The sequence below is a fragment of the Pandoraea pneumonica genome (assembly GCF_049918595.1).
GTDB classification, from domain to species: domain Bacteria; phylum Pseudomonadota; class Gammaproteobacteria; order Burkholderiales; family Burkholderiaceae; genus Pandoraea; species Pandoraea pneumonica_A.
This window is the reverse complement of record NZ_JBNCRZ010000008.1, coordinates 139,007-153,419: the sequence shown is the minus strand read 5'-3', so window position 1 is coordinate 153,419 and position 14,413 is coordinate 139,007. Positions and strand designations below refer to the sequence as shown.

Here is a 14,413-nt window from a genome sequence, read left to right as displayed (position 1 = left end):
GCAATGACCTCTCCCGTCAACAACATCTCGGCCCAGCTCGCACAGCAGCTTGCTGGACTGATCCGCTCACAGGTTGGAACGCTCCGTAAGAAGGCGCCCGCCGGCCGGCGCGAAAGCGACGACATCCGCAAGGGCGACACGAAGCACGCCCCCGAAGACCTCGCCACTGTCGTCGCGCGACGTATTCAGGAAATCGACAACGAGACCCCGAACCCCGAGCGGCGTGCGTTTCACATCTTCCTGGAGTCCGTGATTCTGGCTGAGCTTGGCGAACATCTCGCCAATGACCCTGGTTTTTATCAACTCATCGAAGATGTCCATCAACAGATGGAAGCGGACCCCACACTGGGGCCGCTCGTCACTCAGGCCGGGGCGCTACTCCTTGGACGCGGCACCGCTGGTTGATTCGCCGCGAAACAGTCTGGCCTGACGTGTCAGGATTGCGTTCGACATCTTACGCAGGGCCTCGACATCCTTCATTTCGCCGTTGAGCAGCGCCCGCGCGAAGTTCGCCCCCACGCAAGCGGGATCGAGGCGCAACGCCCGCTCGATCGCCGCCTGTGCGTCGGCTTCGCGCCCCTCCATGCACGCCACCACGGCCACGGCGCCATGCGACTCGGCAAAGTTCCGGTCGAGTTCCAACGCGTGGTCGAAATCGGCCCGCGCGTCGGCCATCATCTGCGACGTAAGCGCCGCCCATCCCTTGCCGTGCCAAGTGCCGATGTGGGTCGGCATGTAATGGACGGCTCGTGCAAACGCGTCACGCGACGCCTCCGCTTGTTGCAACATCAGCAACGCAAAACCCAACCCCGACCAGGCTCGCCCCTCTTCGGGATTTTTGTCGAGCGCCGCGCCGAAGCATTGTTTGGCCTGCTCGCCCTGCTGTTGACCCAGTGCCATCGAACCGAGTGCCACCAGTGCCTCCGGCTGCGACGGCAACTGTTGCAGTGCGTATTGCGCCCAAGGCGTGATCTCGGGAAACGACGCTGCATCGACCGCGATGAGCGACGCGACCCCTGCCGCTTGCGGTCCGAGCACGCCGACGGCTTGCCAGCGCCGAACCCGTTCGAGCGCTTCGGTGAAGTGAAATGCCCGATGCGCAGCACGCAGCCACAGCGCGCGCGTGGCGTCGTCGGCGTCTTCAGCATCGAGTAGTGGCGAAAGCAGTGCCTCCACGCGCGCGTAATCCGCGCGCTGGAAGGCGATATACGCCAGGTTGTGGACAAGCGCGGCATTGTCACCCGACGCTTCACGAAGTCCCGTAAATACGGCTTCGGCCGCATCCCAGTTCCGGTGTGCCAGCGCGAGCATGCCCGCACGATAGGTCCACAACGGTGCCACGCGTTGCTGTGCAGGCACTTCGTCCAGAAGCCCCTGCGCAAGCGACCAATGCCCGGTTGCCAGCGCGACATCGAACGCGTCGGCGCGCAGGGCATCATTACCGGGGTCGGCTTTCAGGTACCCCAACAAACGTTCGAGCCGCTCGGGTCGCTGTGCGTCGGGGGTTACCGATGAGGATTGTTCGGCCACGTCCATTCTCCTTCGTAGTTATGCGCGTTACCACGCAGCGTCGCACGGTGGCACATGTCGTGCTGCCTCGCGCATTCTGTTGAGTGCTTGTTTATGCAGTTGTGCCACGCGCCCTCGCGTCACGCCCAACACGCTCGCAATCTGTTCGAACGGTATGTGTTGCAGGTAATGGGACTGGATAATGCGACGCTCACGCTCGGGCAACAACTCCACCAGTGCTTTGACGCGCTTTCGCAGTTGATCCAACTCGACCGCGGCGTACGGCGCCGGCGTCGGCGACACGGCGTTCTCTTCCGCAAGCAGTGACGACCCTTCGAGCAGCATACCCAGCGCCAGACCGATGCCCGCTTCCGCCAGCGTGTGCAGCAATTGTGCCGAACCATCGGGCAGTTCCTCGGGCGCCAGCGATGCCGCGCGCTCGGCGCGCAAACGCTGCCGCGTGGAAATCTGCTGCTGGCGCTCCGACATGCGATCCAACCCATTGAGCACCGCACCGCGCACACGCATCGAGGCAAACGTACGAAAGCGCGCGCCCTGCTCGGGATCGTACCGGTCGACGGCTTCGATCAGACCGATCGTGGCCATCTGGTGATAATCGTCGAACTCGACATCGTCGTGGAACCGGCCCGCATAGAGCTTGGCTGCAATGATGCGCGCGAGCGGCATATGCCGTTCGATCAATTGCGCACGTGCTCCGGCGTCTGCCCGGGTACGCACGGCGAGCCAAAGCGCCGCCTCGGCGTCAGCATCGTCGGCGGCGGCGCCACTCGGTCCGTTCGGCCAAATCGATTCGTCAGAGATGTCATCCAGTGTCGGCTCGGTCATGGATCGCTCCGTCAGTGGAAAGACCCAACCAAGGCGCGCAGCAGCAGCCCCCATCCATCCACGAGAATGAACATCAATATCTTGAGTGGAAGCGCAATCGTCGCGGGCGGCATCATCATCATGCCCAGTGCCATCAACAAACTCGAGACGATCAAGTCGATCAGAATGAACGGCAAGAACACCATGAATCCGATTTGAAACGCCGCGCGCAATTCGGACAGCATGTAGGCCGGGATCAATTGCACGTTGCTAATGTCGTTCATGTCGCGCGGTTGAGGCGCACGCGAGAGTTCGACCATCAGCGCAAGATCCTGCTCTCGTGTCTGTCGCACCATGTATTCGCGCAGCGGCACGATGCCGCGCTCATAAGCTTGCTCCGGCGTCGTCTTGCCCGCCAGAAACGGCTGCAACGACGTCGTATTCACCGTCTGAATCACCGGCGCCATCGTGAACATCGTAAGAAAGATCGCGATACCGATCAGCGCGGTGTTCGGCGGCGTTTCTTGCATACCGATCGCATGGCGCAACATCGACAACACGATGATGATTCTCAGGAACGCAGTCATGCACACCAGCAGCCCCGGCACCACTGCGACCAGCGTCAACCCGATAGCAATTCGCAACGCCAATGCCGTGCGGTCTTCGTCGCTCTTAGCGGGGGGCGCACTGGTGTTAGCCTTCCCGGCCGATGGCTTGCTCAAGCGGGGCACATGCGGCTTGGGCGATGCCGCAGCTTTCGCATCGCGCGCCGCCTGGCTCAATGGCGACGCCTGCATGATGCTCGCATCACGTGCAATGTCCGAGAGGTCGGCGCTATTCCCCACGTCTGCGGGGGTGCCTTCCGTCTGTGCGTAGGCCGGCGCGGCAAATCCACCGAGTGCGCCAAGTGCGCTCAGCATCACCAAGACGACCGCGAGCCAATGGAAATACCGCTTCATTCGCTGCGCGCCCCGGTCGAGTCATTACCGGGCATCGCGTCCTTGCGAACACGCTCTAGTACCGTTACGGTCTCGCCCGCGCACGAGAGCAGCAGCGTGTGTCCCTGCCATTCGACGACATGGAGGCTCACGTTACCGTTCAGGCGCGTGACGCTTTGCACACGGGGGGCCGCTTCCGATCCGCCTGCACGCGGCATGCGCATCCCGAACATCCCATTGAGCGACGTCGGCTTGGCGGCAAATCGGCGGCGTACGAACCAAGCCACGAGTGCCAGAAGCAGCAACATACCGATGGCGATACGCGCCGATGACATCGTGGAAGCCCCGTCGTCGCGCACCAGCGGCAACGATGCATACGGCGAAGACGCCACTTCGACAGCCCCCGCGGGCAACGCCGCCGTCAGCGCATAAAAGCCGACCATCGGAAGCAACAACGCGTGTCGCACCGAATTCTGGAAATGCGTCATGACGCTCACAGTGCTAATGGCGCCGGCAACTCGGTGATGCGCACAGCAAACCTGTCGTCAACCGCGACCAATTGCCCACGCGCAATGACCTGCCCTTCGACAACCAGATCGACAGGATGCGTCAATGCCCGATCGAGGGTGAGCACATGAGACTCTTTCGCGTCGAGCAATTCGCCGACGGAAACCTCCACGCTGCCGACAATGACGTCGACGCGAGCCTTCACATTGCGAAGCGGGTGCAGGCTAGCCACCGATGCGCCATCTTTGGGCGCGTCGAGATCGTCAAGCGCCTCGAACTGAAGCGCGCTCGCCGTGCGGCGCCCGGTTCCGTGAGGATTCTCCACGGCGTCGTCATGACCCTCGTGCCCGTCAAATGCACGTAGTGTGCTGGTGTTCATTTTTGCTCCTGAAAATTCAGGGACGTATCGCCCCCTGTCAGCTCGATGGCGAGCCTGTCGGCACGGCGGCCAAGATAGCCGAAGCAGACGGGGTCGCCTGTTGATGTCTCGATTCGTAGCGGCGTCGACAGGTCGTGCGGGAGGGCCACAATATCCCCCTCTCTCAGATCCGCCAGAGCGCCAAGCGTTAGCGACGGGCCCGCGAACTTCGCACGCAACGTCACCCGGGCATTGCCCACCGCCTCGCGCAAAGGCACCGTGGCATGTCGTTGGATCCTGGATGCGTCAGGTGTCGGCAACGGCACTCCCAAGCGCTCGACGAGCCGTTCCACTGCGCGCGCCGATAGGGCCACAGTCCAGCGAGATGTTCCCATCGAGAACGAAAGCCACAGGCCACCCGCCCAAGGCTCGGCCAGCGATGCCAAGGGCAGCGCGTGTTCCGTCTCGTATCGATCGAACCCAAGCGACTGTGCGAGCACTGCGAGGGCGTCACACGCAACACCGAGCGAAGCCTCGCCCAACGCGCCCGCCGAATGACCGAACAGTGCCGCAGCCATCGCTCGGGGCACCGACTGAGTACCTGACCCCGAGCTCGCCCACAGCCAAGCTTGAGAGGTCGAATCCTGCGTCGCGTACAACCCCAGAACTGCGTGAGCCTTCTCGTGAGGCTCGGGCACGGCCGTCGTCACGCGGACGTCGTTCTCAAGCGTCGCTCCCGCAGACCATTGCGCCATGAAAGACCGAAGCTGATCGCACCAGTGCGACTCGAGGGCGGAACACTGCTGCTTCGACCAAGCGTGCAACGCGCGCCACGGCACACCGTTGGAAGACACTGCGCTCATCGTCCGCCCTTCATGGTGAACAACTGCTGGAGCATGTCGTTCGCCGTCGTGATCACCTGCGACGACGCTTGGTAGCCGCGCTGCATGATGACCAGATCGCTGAACTCCTGCGATAGGTCGACATTGGAGATTTCAACCGAGCTGGTCTTGAGCTTTCCAAAGACGCTATCGCCCGCCTTCCCGTACGACACGCCAGAAGCGTTCGAACTTTTGAACTGATTTCCCCCAATGGCGAGGATGTCGTCCGTCGAACGAAAGTTCGCCAGTGCCAACGGTGCGACTTTCACCGACTGCCCATTCGAGTAACCGAGCACAAGATTGCCGACCTCATCGAAGCTGGCTTGCGTTTCGCTGCCGGGGCCGTAGCCGTCCTGACCGCCCGCCGTGATCGTCGAGAAATTACCGCCGGAATACGACGTCACGTCTTTGGTGAAGTCGAAGGTGAGATCGCCGCCGAGCGGGGCATAGGCAAACGTGAAGCGCGATGTCGCGGCCGTTGGCGTGCCGTTGACGAACGCGAGCTGCCCCGTCCCGACCGTTGTGCCGCCCTCGGTGACGTTGATCTGCCAGGTCCCCGAGGCCGACGTACCCAAGTTGGTCAGCGTCATGCTCAAGGTGTGCAACGTCCCCGTCTGGTCATAGACGGAAATATTCCCGACGTCCTGCGATGTTGCCGTGCTCGACAAGTTGCCGTTGAACGTCACGGCGCTCGTCGCCTTGCCTGGCGTCGTGCGCATGCCGGAAATGTTCACGTCGCTCAGTTGACCGTTCTGCAACGTCATCACGCGGCTTCTGTCGTTGCGATTAATCAACCAACCATCCGCGTCGATGTCGAACTGCCCCGCGCGCGTATAGGTGTAGTTGCCGTCCGTTTGACGCAGCACGAACCAGCCAATGCCATCGATACCTGCGTCGAGCAAGCGCCCGGTGGAGCGTATTTCACCGGCGGTGTAGTTGACCGTGACGCCAGCACTGGTCATACCGTGGCCGAGTTGACCATAATTCGGTCCGTTGCCGCGACCGGCTTGGGAGTTGTCGTAGAACAAGTCCGTGAATTGTGCCGCCGAGGCTTTGAACCCCGGTGTATTCATGTTGGCCGTGTTATTCGAAATGACGCGAAGGGCATTCGAATAGCCCAGCAGCCCCGACATGCCAACGTAGATGGAATCGAGCATCGTCTACCTCCGGTTAGCGAACAGCGGTGAGTTGCGCGAGCGAAATGCCGGTGAGCGAAGCACCGGTTGTCGTCTTGATCGTCAACTGCGGCGTGTTCTGGTCGAGCGTGAGCGCTGTGACCGTGCCGGTAATTGATCCACTCGACGTGGTGGCGTCGACTGTCTTGCCGATCAGACCGACCGACTGTAGCGTCGCCTGCGTCGAAATCAACTGACTGATTTTGTCGTTGAGTTGCTGGGTTTGCTCCAGCGTCGTGAACTGCGCCATTTGCGCCATGAACTGCTGGTTGTCCATGGGCTTGAGCGGATCCTGATAGGTCAACTGCGTGAGCAGAATCTTCAAGAAATCCTGCATACCCAGCGAGGACGATTGCAGCGTCGAGCTGTCGATCGACGGTGACGAGCCTACGGCCATATTGCGCTCCTCGAAAATATCCAGTGTTATCGAATCGGCGTGACTTGCGCCTCGACGGCAGCATAGTCACTTGCGAATTTTTCTTCCTGCATGCCGCCTTGCAGCACCGGCACCAACGCGCCATTAACCGTCACACTGCGCACCGGAATACCGCGATCCGTCAGGGCGGCGTGTAATTCCTGCACGAGTGGGCCGGTGGCGTCGGCATGCGATGCCGCGACGCCAAGCCAAACGGCCACACCACCATCGGTCCAAGCCACATGCCACCGCACCGGTACTGGCCGGCTCGAAAACCATTCGCGCAAAACGGCTTGCGCATTCGCGTGGGGCACAACGTCGTCCTCGCTGATCTGGCTCGGCCCAGGTTCGTCTACGCCTTCGACATAGCCAGCGTCGACCTGTGGTTCTGCCACGATGCCGGCGGCATACGCCGTATCGCGCAGGGCAACCGGTGACTCAAGCCGCGCCACCTGCGTCGACATGAACGTCGCGGTCGGCAACACCGGCATCGCCAACTCGACGGGCGCCGGTGTTTCGCCGGAAACGACGAGAGCCTCGAGGTCTTGTCGTCCAGGCGAACGCTCCAAATCAGCCTCGTCGGCTGGCGCGCTCCCCGCGGACGTAGGCGGCTCGTCTCCTGCCGGCGGCGCCCCGTGAAACCACGACTGCGTCTGCGTGCGCTCCATCGCCGCTTGCCAGACACCCCGCCACGCCGGATTGACGTCCGGTGTGAATCCGGTGCGCCTAGCGTCGTCCTCAGTAGGCGGCGCCAGAAATCTCGATGCGGCATCAATCACGATGTTCTCCCTGGCGAGGCCCGTCGCCCGCCTCTTTCAAGTGCGCGGTGCGTGCAATCCAATCGGCGTCCGCCTCGCGTGCGACCAGCGCAGTTTGCTCGCGAACGTACGCGTCCCATTGGCCCTGCCGTACTCTGTCCAGACGTTCGACGTCCATCTGCGCATTCGCGCACGCTTCCCGGCATTCGGTTTCTGACCGCTCGCACGCTTCGACACGCTCCGTGGCTTCGTCGAGTTTGACGTGAAGTGTCGACAAATACGCCATCGACGCCATTCGCTGCCCCACATCGAGCCGCGAGCCGTCAGTCACACCGGCGCCGTCCACCCGCTGTGCTTGCGTCTGCAATTCCGCTTGCAACGCATCTCTTCCTGCCATTGCTTGTTGCGTCGCCGTGACGGCATTGCCGAGCGCATCTCTCGCGGCATTCAATTGCCACGCCGCGCGCTGACGCAGCGGTTCGAGCGAAAATCGAAACCCCCGGCGATCGACGCTCACGACGCGCCTCCCAACCGCTGACGCAATTCATTCAGCGCGAGCGCGCGTGCTACCCCGCCTTGCGCCTGCCGCAGGAAGTCGCGTAAGGGCTCGTCCAACGCAATGGCGGCGTCGATCGCTGGGTTCGCGCCCGCGGTATAGGCGCCGATATCGATCATCGTTCGGTGCTGATCCAGCAATGCAATTTGCTCGATACAGTTGCGTGCAAGTGCAGCGTCCGTCTCGTCTATCACATCCGGCATCACGCGACTGGCACTTCGCAACACGTCAATCGCCGGGAAATGCCCCTTATGCGCCAACTCACGCGACAGCACGACGTGCCCATCGAGCGTGGCGCGCAGGCAATCTGCCACCGGCTCGTTGAAGTCATCGCCATCGACAAGCACGGTGAAGACTGCCGTAATGGCTCCGCCACCCGGTGCTGTACCGCACCGCTCGCACAACTCGGGAATCTCCGTGAACACCGACGGCGTATAGCCACGTGCCGTCGGAGGTTCGCCTGCCGCCAACCCGACTTCGCGGCGCGCCATGGCGTAGCGCGTCACGGAATCCATCGTCAAGAACACCTGCTTGCCCATGGCGCGGAAGCCTTCGGCGATCGCGATGGCCGCGCGGGCTGCGCGCATGCGCATCAGCGCCGGTTGATCCGACGTCGCGACCACCACCACTGTCCGCGCCAGCCCCTCTTCGCCCAAGTGCTTTTCGATGAACTCTCGTACTTCGCGTCCGCGTTCGCCGATCAGCGCCACTACGTTGACGTCGCTGCGCACGCTGCGCGCCATCATGCCGAGCAGACTGCTCTTGCCTACGCCGCTGCCCGCGAAGATACCGACACGCTGCCCCTGACCGAGCGTTAGCAGCGTGTCGATGGCTCTCACGCCCGTCTCGAACACTGCGTGGATTCGAGGCCGCTCCATCGGATTGATGGCGCCGCCCGACAGTGCACGAGGCAACAAACCTTCAATCTCGCCCCGGCCGTCGAGCGGTCGGCAGAAGGCGTCAACCACCCGGCCCAACAAGGTCGGACCGAAACCCACCTGCGCCAGCGCACCGCCAGGCAACACGCAGTCGCCCACTTTCATGCCCGACATGACCCCGTAAGGCATGAGGGTCACCCGTTCGCCGTTCGCCCCCACCACCTCTGCGGGGCGACGCGAACCGTCGTCACCGAGCACTTCGCAAACGTCACCGATACCGGCACCGGTGCCCGTTGCTTCCACGGCAAGGCCAGAAACGCGCGTCACTTTCCCCGTTCGGGAAATCAGCGTTGCACGAGACAATCCGGCCAGGTAGTGATCACGCATGGGGACGCGCCTGTGGGGTTAGTGCGGCGCCCGCCGCTCTGGCCTTGCGCACGTCGCCGAGGGCGCGTGCGACGGCTTCCAATTGCGCTTCGAGGCGGGCATCGAGCGTGCCAGCATCGGTCTCGACAATGCAACCACCCAGCATGACGCTGTCGTCTCCGACCCACTGTGGATCGCCTGCCGTCGACGTCTCACGCAGCCACCCGAGATCGTCCGGATGCACGCGCACCCGCAACACGCGCGACGGCGACGCTTGCGCGATCGTATGGCGAATCATGGCGCGCGCGCCGTCACGATTGATCGCACCTTCACCCGCAATGCGACAGATCGACGCATAGACCAATTCGACGATGTCGCTCTCCGCTGCCTCTCGCATTGCGGCGCGCTCGGCATGCAGACTTTCCAGCAGCGCTTCGGCCCGTTCTCGCAACTCGCCGAGTTGCACGTCGATATCGCTGCGTGCGGCTTGCAAGCCCGCCGCATAGCCCGCTTCGTGCCCTTCGCGCTCGCCGGATGCGCGACCTTCTGTTTTCCCTTGCTCGAATCCCTTCTCGGTTCCCTCCGCCAAGCCTCGCGCGTAACCCTGCTCGAAGCCTTGCCGAACGCCTTCCTCATACCCCGCTTCTCGGCGAGCCAACTGGTACGCGGCATCGCGAGTCGCGCCGTCGTCCGCCAGCACGTCGATGTCATCCTGATGAGGTTGCACCGCCCCCGTTTGGCCGTGCTGCGCGGACGCGAGATGTTGCCCAGTTACCGGCGGTACAGCGCGACGGCGCGCGAGAACACGCGGCGTCGCTTGCAGCGACACGTCCTTGAGCACGTCAGCATCGGCATCGAACGACGAGCGGCTGTCGATCATGAGGCGCTCCCTGCTCGGCTACGGCTGCGACGCTGCGTCCACCGCTGTGTCCACGTCGCAAACCCCGACTTGGGCGCGGGCTCGCTATCCCGTCCCTGCGCTCGCCCATGCGCGCCTCGCGCCATATACGCTTCGCACGCATTGCGGGTATGACGAACCATGCTCTCGCCCAGTTGCGGAGAAATCGCTTGTTCGCCCGCTCGCTCGACCGATCTCGCCGCCGTCTTGGCCACCGGCCACGCGTTACGCCATGCCCAAGGGTGCAAGCCCAGCAGCAGTTCGACATAGCGCACAGGCTCGCTACGCAATACCGCAGTGACGACGTCTGCCGGCATGGCATCGAGGTCAATGCCGTCTTGCCCGGCGGGGGGCACGGGGCGAACGGTGTCCGGCTCGGAAAGCGAGCTCAGCAGCGTGGGGTCCTGCGGAATGCCCAGCTCACGCAACTCATCGAGAAGCGGCATTAGCGCATCGCGTTGCTGGCCATCGAGCGCATGCAGCGCCCATTGACGATCGTCAGGGTGCATCGCGTGAAGCGTCAGTGCCGCGTGGCGCAGAGCCTCGCTCATGAGCGCTCTCCTTCCACCTGCTGCACGGGTGCCGCATCGCTCATCCAATGGCGAAGCTTGAGCATCGCCGCGTCGCGCTGCGGCCCCGTCAAGCGTTCCGGTTGCGCCGCTACGGGGCGACGGCCGAACGAAGCGAATGCCCAAATCAGCGCGGCCAATGCCACCACTGCCCCTAAGACGATGCCGAGCCACTGAATCACCCGCGCGGATGTTGCAGGTGCCACGCTGGTCTGTTCCGATGCCGACGCGCCCGGCACGTCGGCGACTGCTGAAGCGCCGCTCGATGCCTTCGTGGAAACGTCGAACGACTGCACGACGACAGTGTCGCCACGCCCTGGCACGGCGCCAACAGCCGCGGACACCGCGTCTCGCAGACGGGCCATGGCGGCCGCGTCGAGCGGCTTGCGTGTAATGACGACGGCATCGACCTTGCGCAAGGTGCCGGCGCTCTGGGTACGGCGCTCGACGCGCTTACCCACTTGATACTCCGACTCTCGTTGCGAGCTCGCCCCAGTACCGTTCTCGCCCACGCGACTGGCCAGCGGCGTGTTGCCTTCCTGTATGACTTCACGCTCGCGCACCAGCACACCGGCACCCGGCTCGCCGGGCTTGCCCGGCTGCGTCGTGACATCTTCGGTCGTGACCTGCGAATCCTGCATATCCAGGGTCACGTCGACGCTGGCGAGCGCCTCGCCCTCGCCCAGCGCCTGGCGCAGCACCGCGTCGACCTTGCGGGTCAGATACGTCTCCATATCGCGCTTCATGTCGAGCGTGTCGTTACCGCCGTTCGACACCCCCGCGGCACGCGCCGCACGGGTAAGCGCGATGCCGTGCTGATCCACGATCGTGACATCTTGAACGTTGATGCCCGTCACGCCGGCCGCGACGAGCCGTTGAATGCCGCTTACCTGTTCGGAACTCAACGTTCTTCCCTGTTTGATGGTCAGCGTCACCGATGCCTTACCGCGCGCGTCGGTCCGCTTGAACAGTCCCTCTTCCGGCGTTGCGAGATGCACGCGCGCACTCTCGATTTCATCCAGCGACAGAATCGTGCGCGTAATTTCTCCTTGCAGAGCGCGCTGATAGTTCACTTTCTGCGCGAACTCGGTCATGCCGAAGTCGGCATTGTTGAACAGCTCGAAGCCCACGGCGCCATGCAACGGCAGCGGCTTGGCCATGAGTTTGATGCGCGTTTTCAGCACCGCGTCCTTGTCGACCAGCAACGCGTGGCCGTCGTCGGCGATGCGGTACGGCACCTTCATCCGATCGAGCTCCGCCACCATGACGCCCATGTCTTCGCTGCTCAGATTGGAGAACAACGTCTGATACTCGCCGCGCGCAAGCCACCACGTACCCATACCCAACGCGATGACGATCACGACCACACCGGCGATCAAGCCGGTGCGGGCACGCCGGTCAAGCCCTTGCCAGAATCCACTCACAACCGTTCCCCAAACAATGTCATTAAATGCCGGCTCATACCTGCATGCGCATCACTTCCTGATACGCCTCGAGCACTCGGTTGCGCACCTGCATGAACAGCTGGAAGGTCAGCCCGGCTTCTTCCAGACGCATCATGACCTGATGCAAATTTTCAACGTTGCCGCTCGCCAGCGCATGCATCTGCGTGTTTGCCGAGAGCAGTTGTTCATTGACCTGCGCCAACCCCTGCGTCACCGTGGCACCGAAGTCCATGCCCGCAGGCGATGCCGACAACGCCTGAACGCCGCTCGCCGCATCGCCGCTCGCCAACAAGGCTTCTACCGCGCTTGTCGCCTCGATACTCATGCGGCCCCTCCGATTTCCAGCGCCTTCACGGCCATCGTCTTGGCGATATTCATCGCGGCGATATTGGCCTCGTAAGCGCGCGTTGCGCTCATCATGTTGATCATTTCAGTTGCCGAATCCACGTTGGGGTAGTGGACGTAGCCGCGTGTGTCGGCAAACGGGTTGCCCGGCTCGTACACCTGACGCGGCGCGGCACCGGTAGACGCCACAGCCAGTTCGGTGTTGCCGAGCCAACGGGTCACCGTATCGCTGAACGATGGCGCCGCTTGCCCGGTCACCTGCGCGACGACCCGCATGGGCTGGTAGCCGCCGTCCTGCGTTTGCAGCGTGTTGGCATAGGCGAGGTTCATGGCAGCCACGTCGACGCGCAACCGCTCGATCTGCATGCCGGCCGCGCTAATGGCAAAGGTCTGACTGAAATCCATTGAGGTCTCCTGGGTCTCTCGTTCAGAGGCTTATCGCTTACCGTCGGCGACAGCGACCGCCAGCACCGCGAACTGCTTTCCCAACGCCTTCGTCAGCGCCTGGAAATGAAGCGAATTCTGCGAGAGCTCGGCCACTTCCTGATCGAGTTGCACTGGCTGAGGTAGCCCATCGTTATCGAGACGATCGCGCACTGTCACGCCAGCCGGCAGAGCACCCGGGGTCGGGGCGCGCTGCGCGCTCCCGCCCATGGCGGTCATATGCGCGTCGAACGTCACTTGCTTGGCGATATAGCCGCCAACGTTCGCATTCGCAATGTTTGCGGCGCCGACCTGCTGACGCAGCACCGCACGGTCCAACGCGGAAGCGATCTGCTGGACCGTTGCGGTTTCAAAAATTGACGACATTCGTTGTCTCCTTACTGAACGATGAGGTCGGCACGCAACGCACCGGCCGCCTTGCAGGCGCGCAAGATCGAAATGATGTCTCGCGTGTTGGTCTTCATGCGCGCCAGACTCTGGACGAGATCTGCCACGGTGTTGTGCTGTGCTGCGACAAAGCCCGGCCCGTTCTGCTCGTCCACGTCGACCCGCGAGTTGGTAACGATTGCGGTACGAACGCCGGGTCCGGTACGACTCACGAACATCGGCTGGGACGCGACGTTCTCTGTCACGATCGAAATCTTCAGATCGCCGTGCGAGATGGCGACTTTCGCGATGCGGACATCGCCCCCGGAGACGACAACGCCCGTGCGCTCGTTGATCACAACGCGCGCACGACGATCGGGGGCGACCGTCACGTTTTCGAGACTGGCGATGTAGTCCACCAAGTGCGCTTCTCGACCTTCCGGCACAGCCACCTCGATACCTGCGGCGTCGCGCGCGCTGGCGACACCGGGCAACACCTGGCCGTTGATCGCGGCCGCAATTCGCGACGCCGTTGTGTAATCCGGGTCCGTCAAGACGAAGGTCAGTGTCTTGCGGGCACTCAGCATGTCCGCGCTCACACCGACTTCCACCGTCGCGCCGCCCGGCACATCGCCGACCGTTGGGTGATTCTTTTGGACGACGTTGCCGTTGGCGTCATAGCGGTACCCCCCCACCGTCAGCGACCCTTGCGCGAGCGCGTACACGCGGCCGTTCGGTGCCTTGAGCGGCGTCAGCAGCAACGCACCGCCAACCAGACTGCGCGCGTCGCCAGCCGACGTCACCGTCACGTCCAGCGTATCGCCCTCGCGGGCAAACGTCGGCAACGAGGCGGTGACCATGACCACGGCGACGTTTCGGCTTTGAATCTGCTCGGGCGCCACCGTCAGGTTGAATTGCGAGAACGCGTTGGCCAGCGCCTGTCGCGTCGTGCGGTTGGTGGGTGAGTCGCCGGTACCGGCCAAGCCGGTCACGATGCCGTAACCCACGAGCGAGTTCTCGCGCCACCCCTTGAGGTGCCCCAGATCTTTGATACGGACACGATCGCTGTCGTCGGTCGCCGCCACGGCAGGCAGCGCCAGTGCCATGCACAGGCCGATGAGCGCGCATCGCAGGCCACGGATCGCACCCGTACGAATCAGACGAATATTGTTCATTGCGT

At 63.1% G+C, this 14,413-nt stretch carries 19 protein-coding genes; 1 reads left to right on the top strand and 18 read right to left on the bottom strand.

Features of this window, described 5'->3' with window-relative positions; genetic code table 11:
* Positions 1-3: 3 nt before the first annotated feature.
* Positions 4-405, top strand: coding sequence for a hypothetical protein (locus ACPWR9_RS24960; protein ID WP_426301665.1), 402 nt, complete (start codon positions 4-6; stop codon positions 403-405).
* Here the strand turns inward: ACPWR9_RS24960 and ACPWR9_RS24955 are convergent.
* The 18 genes from ACPWR9_RS24955 to ACPWR9_RS24870 all read right to left on the bottom strand — a co-directional run bounded on the left by ACPWR9_RS24955 (position 376) and on the right by ACPWR9_RS24870 (position 14,408).
* Complete coding sequence (locus ACPWR9_RS24955; RefSeq protein ID WP_426301663.1) at positions 376-1,530, bottom strand: tetratricopeptide repeat protein; 1,155 nt, start codon at positions 1,528-1,530, stop codon at positions 376-378. The two genes, ACPWR9_RS24960 and ACPWR9_RS24955, sit on opposite strands and share 30 nt — an antisense overlap.
* A 27-nt stretch (positions 1,531-1,557) precedes the next feature.
* Entirely contained in the window at positions 1,558-2,355 is a 798-nt protein-coding gene (locus tag ACPWR9_RS24950) for a sigma-70 family RNA polymerase sigma factor (protein ID WP_426301661.1), read from the bottom strand.
* 11 nt (positions 2,356-2,366) lie between these two features.
* Positions 2,367-3,293 (bottom strand): flagellar type III secretion system pore protein FliP, encoded by a 927-nt coding sequence (fliP, locus tag ACPWR9_RS24945; RefSeq protein WP_426301659.1) that lies wholly within the window; start codon positions 3,291-3,293, stop codon positions 2,367-2,369.
* Positions 3,290-3,760: a flagellar biosynthetic protein FliO gene (locus ACPWR9_RS24940; protein ID WP_426301657.1), complete on the bottom strand. Its 471-nt coding sequence runs from the start codon at positions 3,758-3,760 to the stop codon at positions 3,290-3,292. The genes fliP and ACPWR9_RS24940 overlap by 4 nt, the downstream gene beginning before the upstream one ends.
* A gap of 5 nt (positions 3,761-3,765) precedes the next feature.
* Positions 3,766-4,158, bottom strand: a complete 393-nt coding sequence (locus ACPWR9_RS24935) for a FliM/FliN family flagellar motor switch protein (protein ID WP_426301655.1) — start codon at positions 4,156-4,158, stop codon at positions 3,766-3,768.
* A complete protein-coding gene (locus ACPWR9_RS24930) occupies positions 4,155-4,715 on the bottom strand; it encodes a FliM/FliN family flagellar motor switch protein (protein ID WP_426301653.1) in 561 nt (186 codons plus the stop codon). The genes ACPWR9_RS24935 and ACPWR9_RS24930 overlap by 4 nt, the downstream gene beginning before the upstream one ends.
* Before the next feature lie 281 nt (positions 4,716-4,996).
* Positions 4,997-6,175, bottom strand: a complete 1,179-nt coding sequence (locus ACPWR9_RS24925) for a flagellar hook protein FlgE (RefSeq protein ID WP_426301651.1) — start codon at positions 6,173-6,175, stop codon at positions 4,997-4,999.
* A gap of 13 nt (positions 6,176-6,188) precedes the next feature.
* On the bottom strand, positions 6,189-6,590 hold the full coding sequence (locus ACPWR9_RS24920) for a flagellar hook capping FlgD N-terminal domain-containing protein (RefSeq protein WP_150691555.1): 402 nt from the start codon (positions 6,588-6,590) through the stop codon (positions 6,189-6,191).
* Positions 6,591-6,616: 26 nt separating this feature from the next.
* Positions 6,617-7,387: a hypothetical protein gene (locus ACPWR9_RS24915; RefSeq protein ID WP_426301649.1), complete on the bottom strand. Its 771-nt coding sequence runs from the start codon at positions 7,385-7,387 to the stop codon at positions 6,617-6,619.
* Entirely contained in the window at positions 7,380-7,883 is a 504-nt protein-coding gene (locus ACPWR9_RS24910) for a hypothetical protein (protein WP_426301647.1), read from the bottom strand. The genes ACPWR9_RS24915 and ACPWR9_RS24910 overlap by 8 nt, the downstream gene beginning before the upstream one ends.
* Entirely contained in the window at positions 7,880-9,187 is a 1,308-nt protein-coding gene (locus ACPWR9_RS24905; protein WP_426301645.1) for a FliI/YscN family ATPase, read from the bottom strand. The genes ACPWR9_RS24910 and ACPWR9_RS24905 overlap by 4 nt, the downstream gene beginning before the upstream one ends.
* The gene (locus tag ACPWR9_RS24900) at positions 9,180-10,046 is read right to left on the bottom strand and encodes a FliH/SctL family protein (protein ID WP_426301643.1); all 867 of its coding nucleotides are present in this window, start codon (positions 10,044-10,046) and stop codon (positions 9,180-9,182) included. The genes ACPWR9_RS24905 and ACPWR9_RS24900 overlap by 8 nt, the downstream gene beginning before the upstream one ends.
* Complete coding sequence (locus ACPWR9_RS24895; RefSeq protein WP_426301641.1) at positions 10,043-10,615, bottom strand: hypothetical protein; 573 nt, start codon at positions 10,613-10,615, stop codon at positions 10,043-10,045. The genes ACPWR9_RS24900 and ACPWR9_RS24895 overlap by 4 nt, the downstream gene beginning before the upstream one ends.
* Positions 10,612-12,057: a flagellar basal-body MS-ring/collar protein FliF gene (fliF, locus tag ACPWR9_RS24890; protein WP_426301639.1), complete on the bottom strand. Its 1,446-nt coding sequence runs from the start codon at positions 12,055-12,057 to the stop codon at positions 10,612-10,614. The genes ACPWR9_RS24895 and fliF overlap by 4 nt, the downstream gene beginning before the upstream one ends.
* Before the next feature lie 34 nt (positions 12,058-12,091).
* Positions 12,092-12,403, bottom strand: a complete 312-nt coding sequence (fliE, locus tag ACPWR9_RS24885; RefSeq protein ID WP_426301637.1) for a flagellar hook-basal body complex protein FliE — start codon at positions 12,401-12,403, stop codon at positions 12,092-12,094.
* Positions 12,400-12,828, bottom strand: coding sequence for a flagellar basal body rod protein FlgC (flgC, locus tag ACPWR9_RS24880; protein ID WP_426301635.1), 429 nt, complete (start codon positions 12,826-12,828; stop codon positions 12,400-12,402). Before flgC ends, fliE begins: the two co-directional genes overlap by 4 nt.
* A 30-nt stretch (positions 12,829-12,858) precedes the next feature.
* The gene (locus tag ACPWR9_RS24875) at positions 12,859-13,233 is read right to left on the bottom strand and encodes a flagellar basal body protein (protein WP_426301633.1); all 375 of its coding nucleotides are present in this window, start codon (positions 13,231-13,233) and stop codon (positions 12,859-12,861) included.
* An 11-nt stretch (positions 13,234-13,244) separates the two neighbouring features.
* On the bottom strand, positions 13,245-14,408 hold the full coding sequence (locus ACPWR9_RS24870) for a flagellar basal body P-ring protein FlgI (protein ID WP_426301631.1): 1,164 nt from the start codon (positions 14,406-14,408) through the stop codon (positions 13,245-13,247).
* Positions 14,409-14,413 lie beyond the last annotated feature (5 nt).

Coding starts and splice junctions, on each gene's coding strand:
- ACPWR9_RS24960 (WP_426301665.1), top strand. CDS start 4: ATGACCTCTCCCGTCAACAACATCTCGGCCCAGCTCGCACAGCAGCTT.
- ACPWR9_RS24950 (WP_426301661.1), bottom strand. CDS start 2,355: ATGACCGAGCCGACACTGGATGACATCTCTGACGAATCGATTTGGCCG.
- fliP (WP_426301659.1), bottom strand. CDS start 3,293: ATGAAGCGGTATTTCCATTGGCTCGCGGTCGTCTTGGTGATGCTGAGC.
- ACPWR9_RS24940 (WP_426301657.1), bottom strand. CDS start 3,760: ATGACGCATTTCCAGAATTCGGTGCGACACGCGTTGTTGCTTCCGATG.
- ACPWR9_RS24935 (WP_426301655.1), bottom strand. CDS start 4,158: ATGAACACCAGCACACTACGTGCATTTGACGGGCACGAGGGTCATGAC.
- ACPWR9_RS24930 (WP_426301653.1), bottom strand. CDS start 4,715: ATGGCTGCGGCACTGTTCGGTCATTCGGCGGGCGCGTTGGGCGAGGCT.
- ACPWR9_RS24925 (WP_426301651.1), bottom strand. CDS start 6,175: ATGCTCGATTCCATCTACGTTGGCATGTCGGGGCTGCTGGGCTATTCG.
- ACPWR9_RS24920 (WP_150691555.1), bottom strand. CDS start 6,590: ATGGCCGTAGGCTCGTCACCGTCGATCGACAGCTCGACGCTGCAATCG.
- ACPWR9_RS24905 (WP_426301645.1), bottom strand. CDS start 9,187: ATGCGTGATCACTACCTGGCCGGATTGTCTCGTGCAACGCTGATTTCC.
- ACPWR9_RS24900 (WP_426301643.1), bottom strand. CDS start 10,046: ATGATCGACAGCCGCTCGTCGTTCGATGCCGATGCTGACGTGCTCAAG.
- ACPWR9_RS24895 (WP_426301641.1), bottom strand. CDS start 10,615: ATGAGCGAGGCTCTGCGCCACGCGGCACTGACGCTTCACGCGATGCAC.
- fliE (WP_426301637.1), bottom strand. CDS start 12,403: ATGAGTATCGAGGCGACAAGCGCGGTAGAAGCCTTGTTGGCGAGCGGC.
- flgC (WP_426301635.1), bottom strand. CDS start 12,828: ATGGATTTCAGTCAGACCTTTGCCATTAGCGCGGCCGGCATGCAGATC.
- ACPWR9_RS24875 (WP_426301633.1), bottom strand. CDS start 13,233: ATGTCGTCAATTTTTGAAACCGCAACGGTCCAGCAGATCGCTTCCGCG.
- ACPWR9_RS24870 (WP_426301631.1), bottom strand. CDS start 14,408: ATGAACAATATTCGTCTGATTCGTACGGGTGCGATCCGTGGCCTGCGA.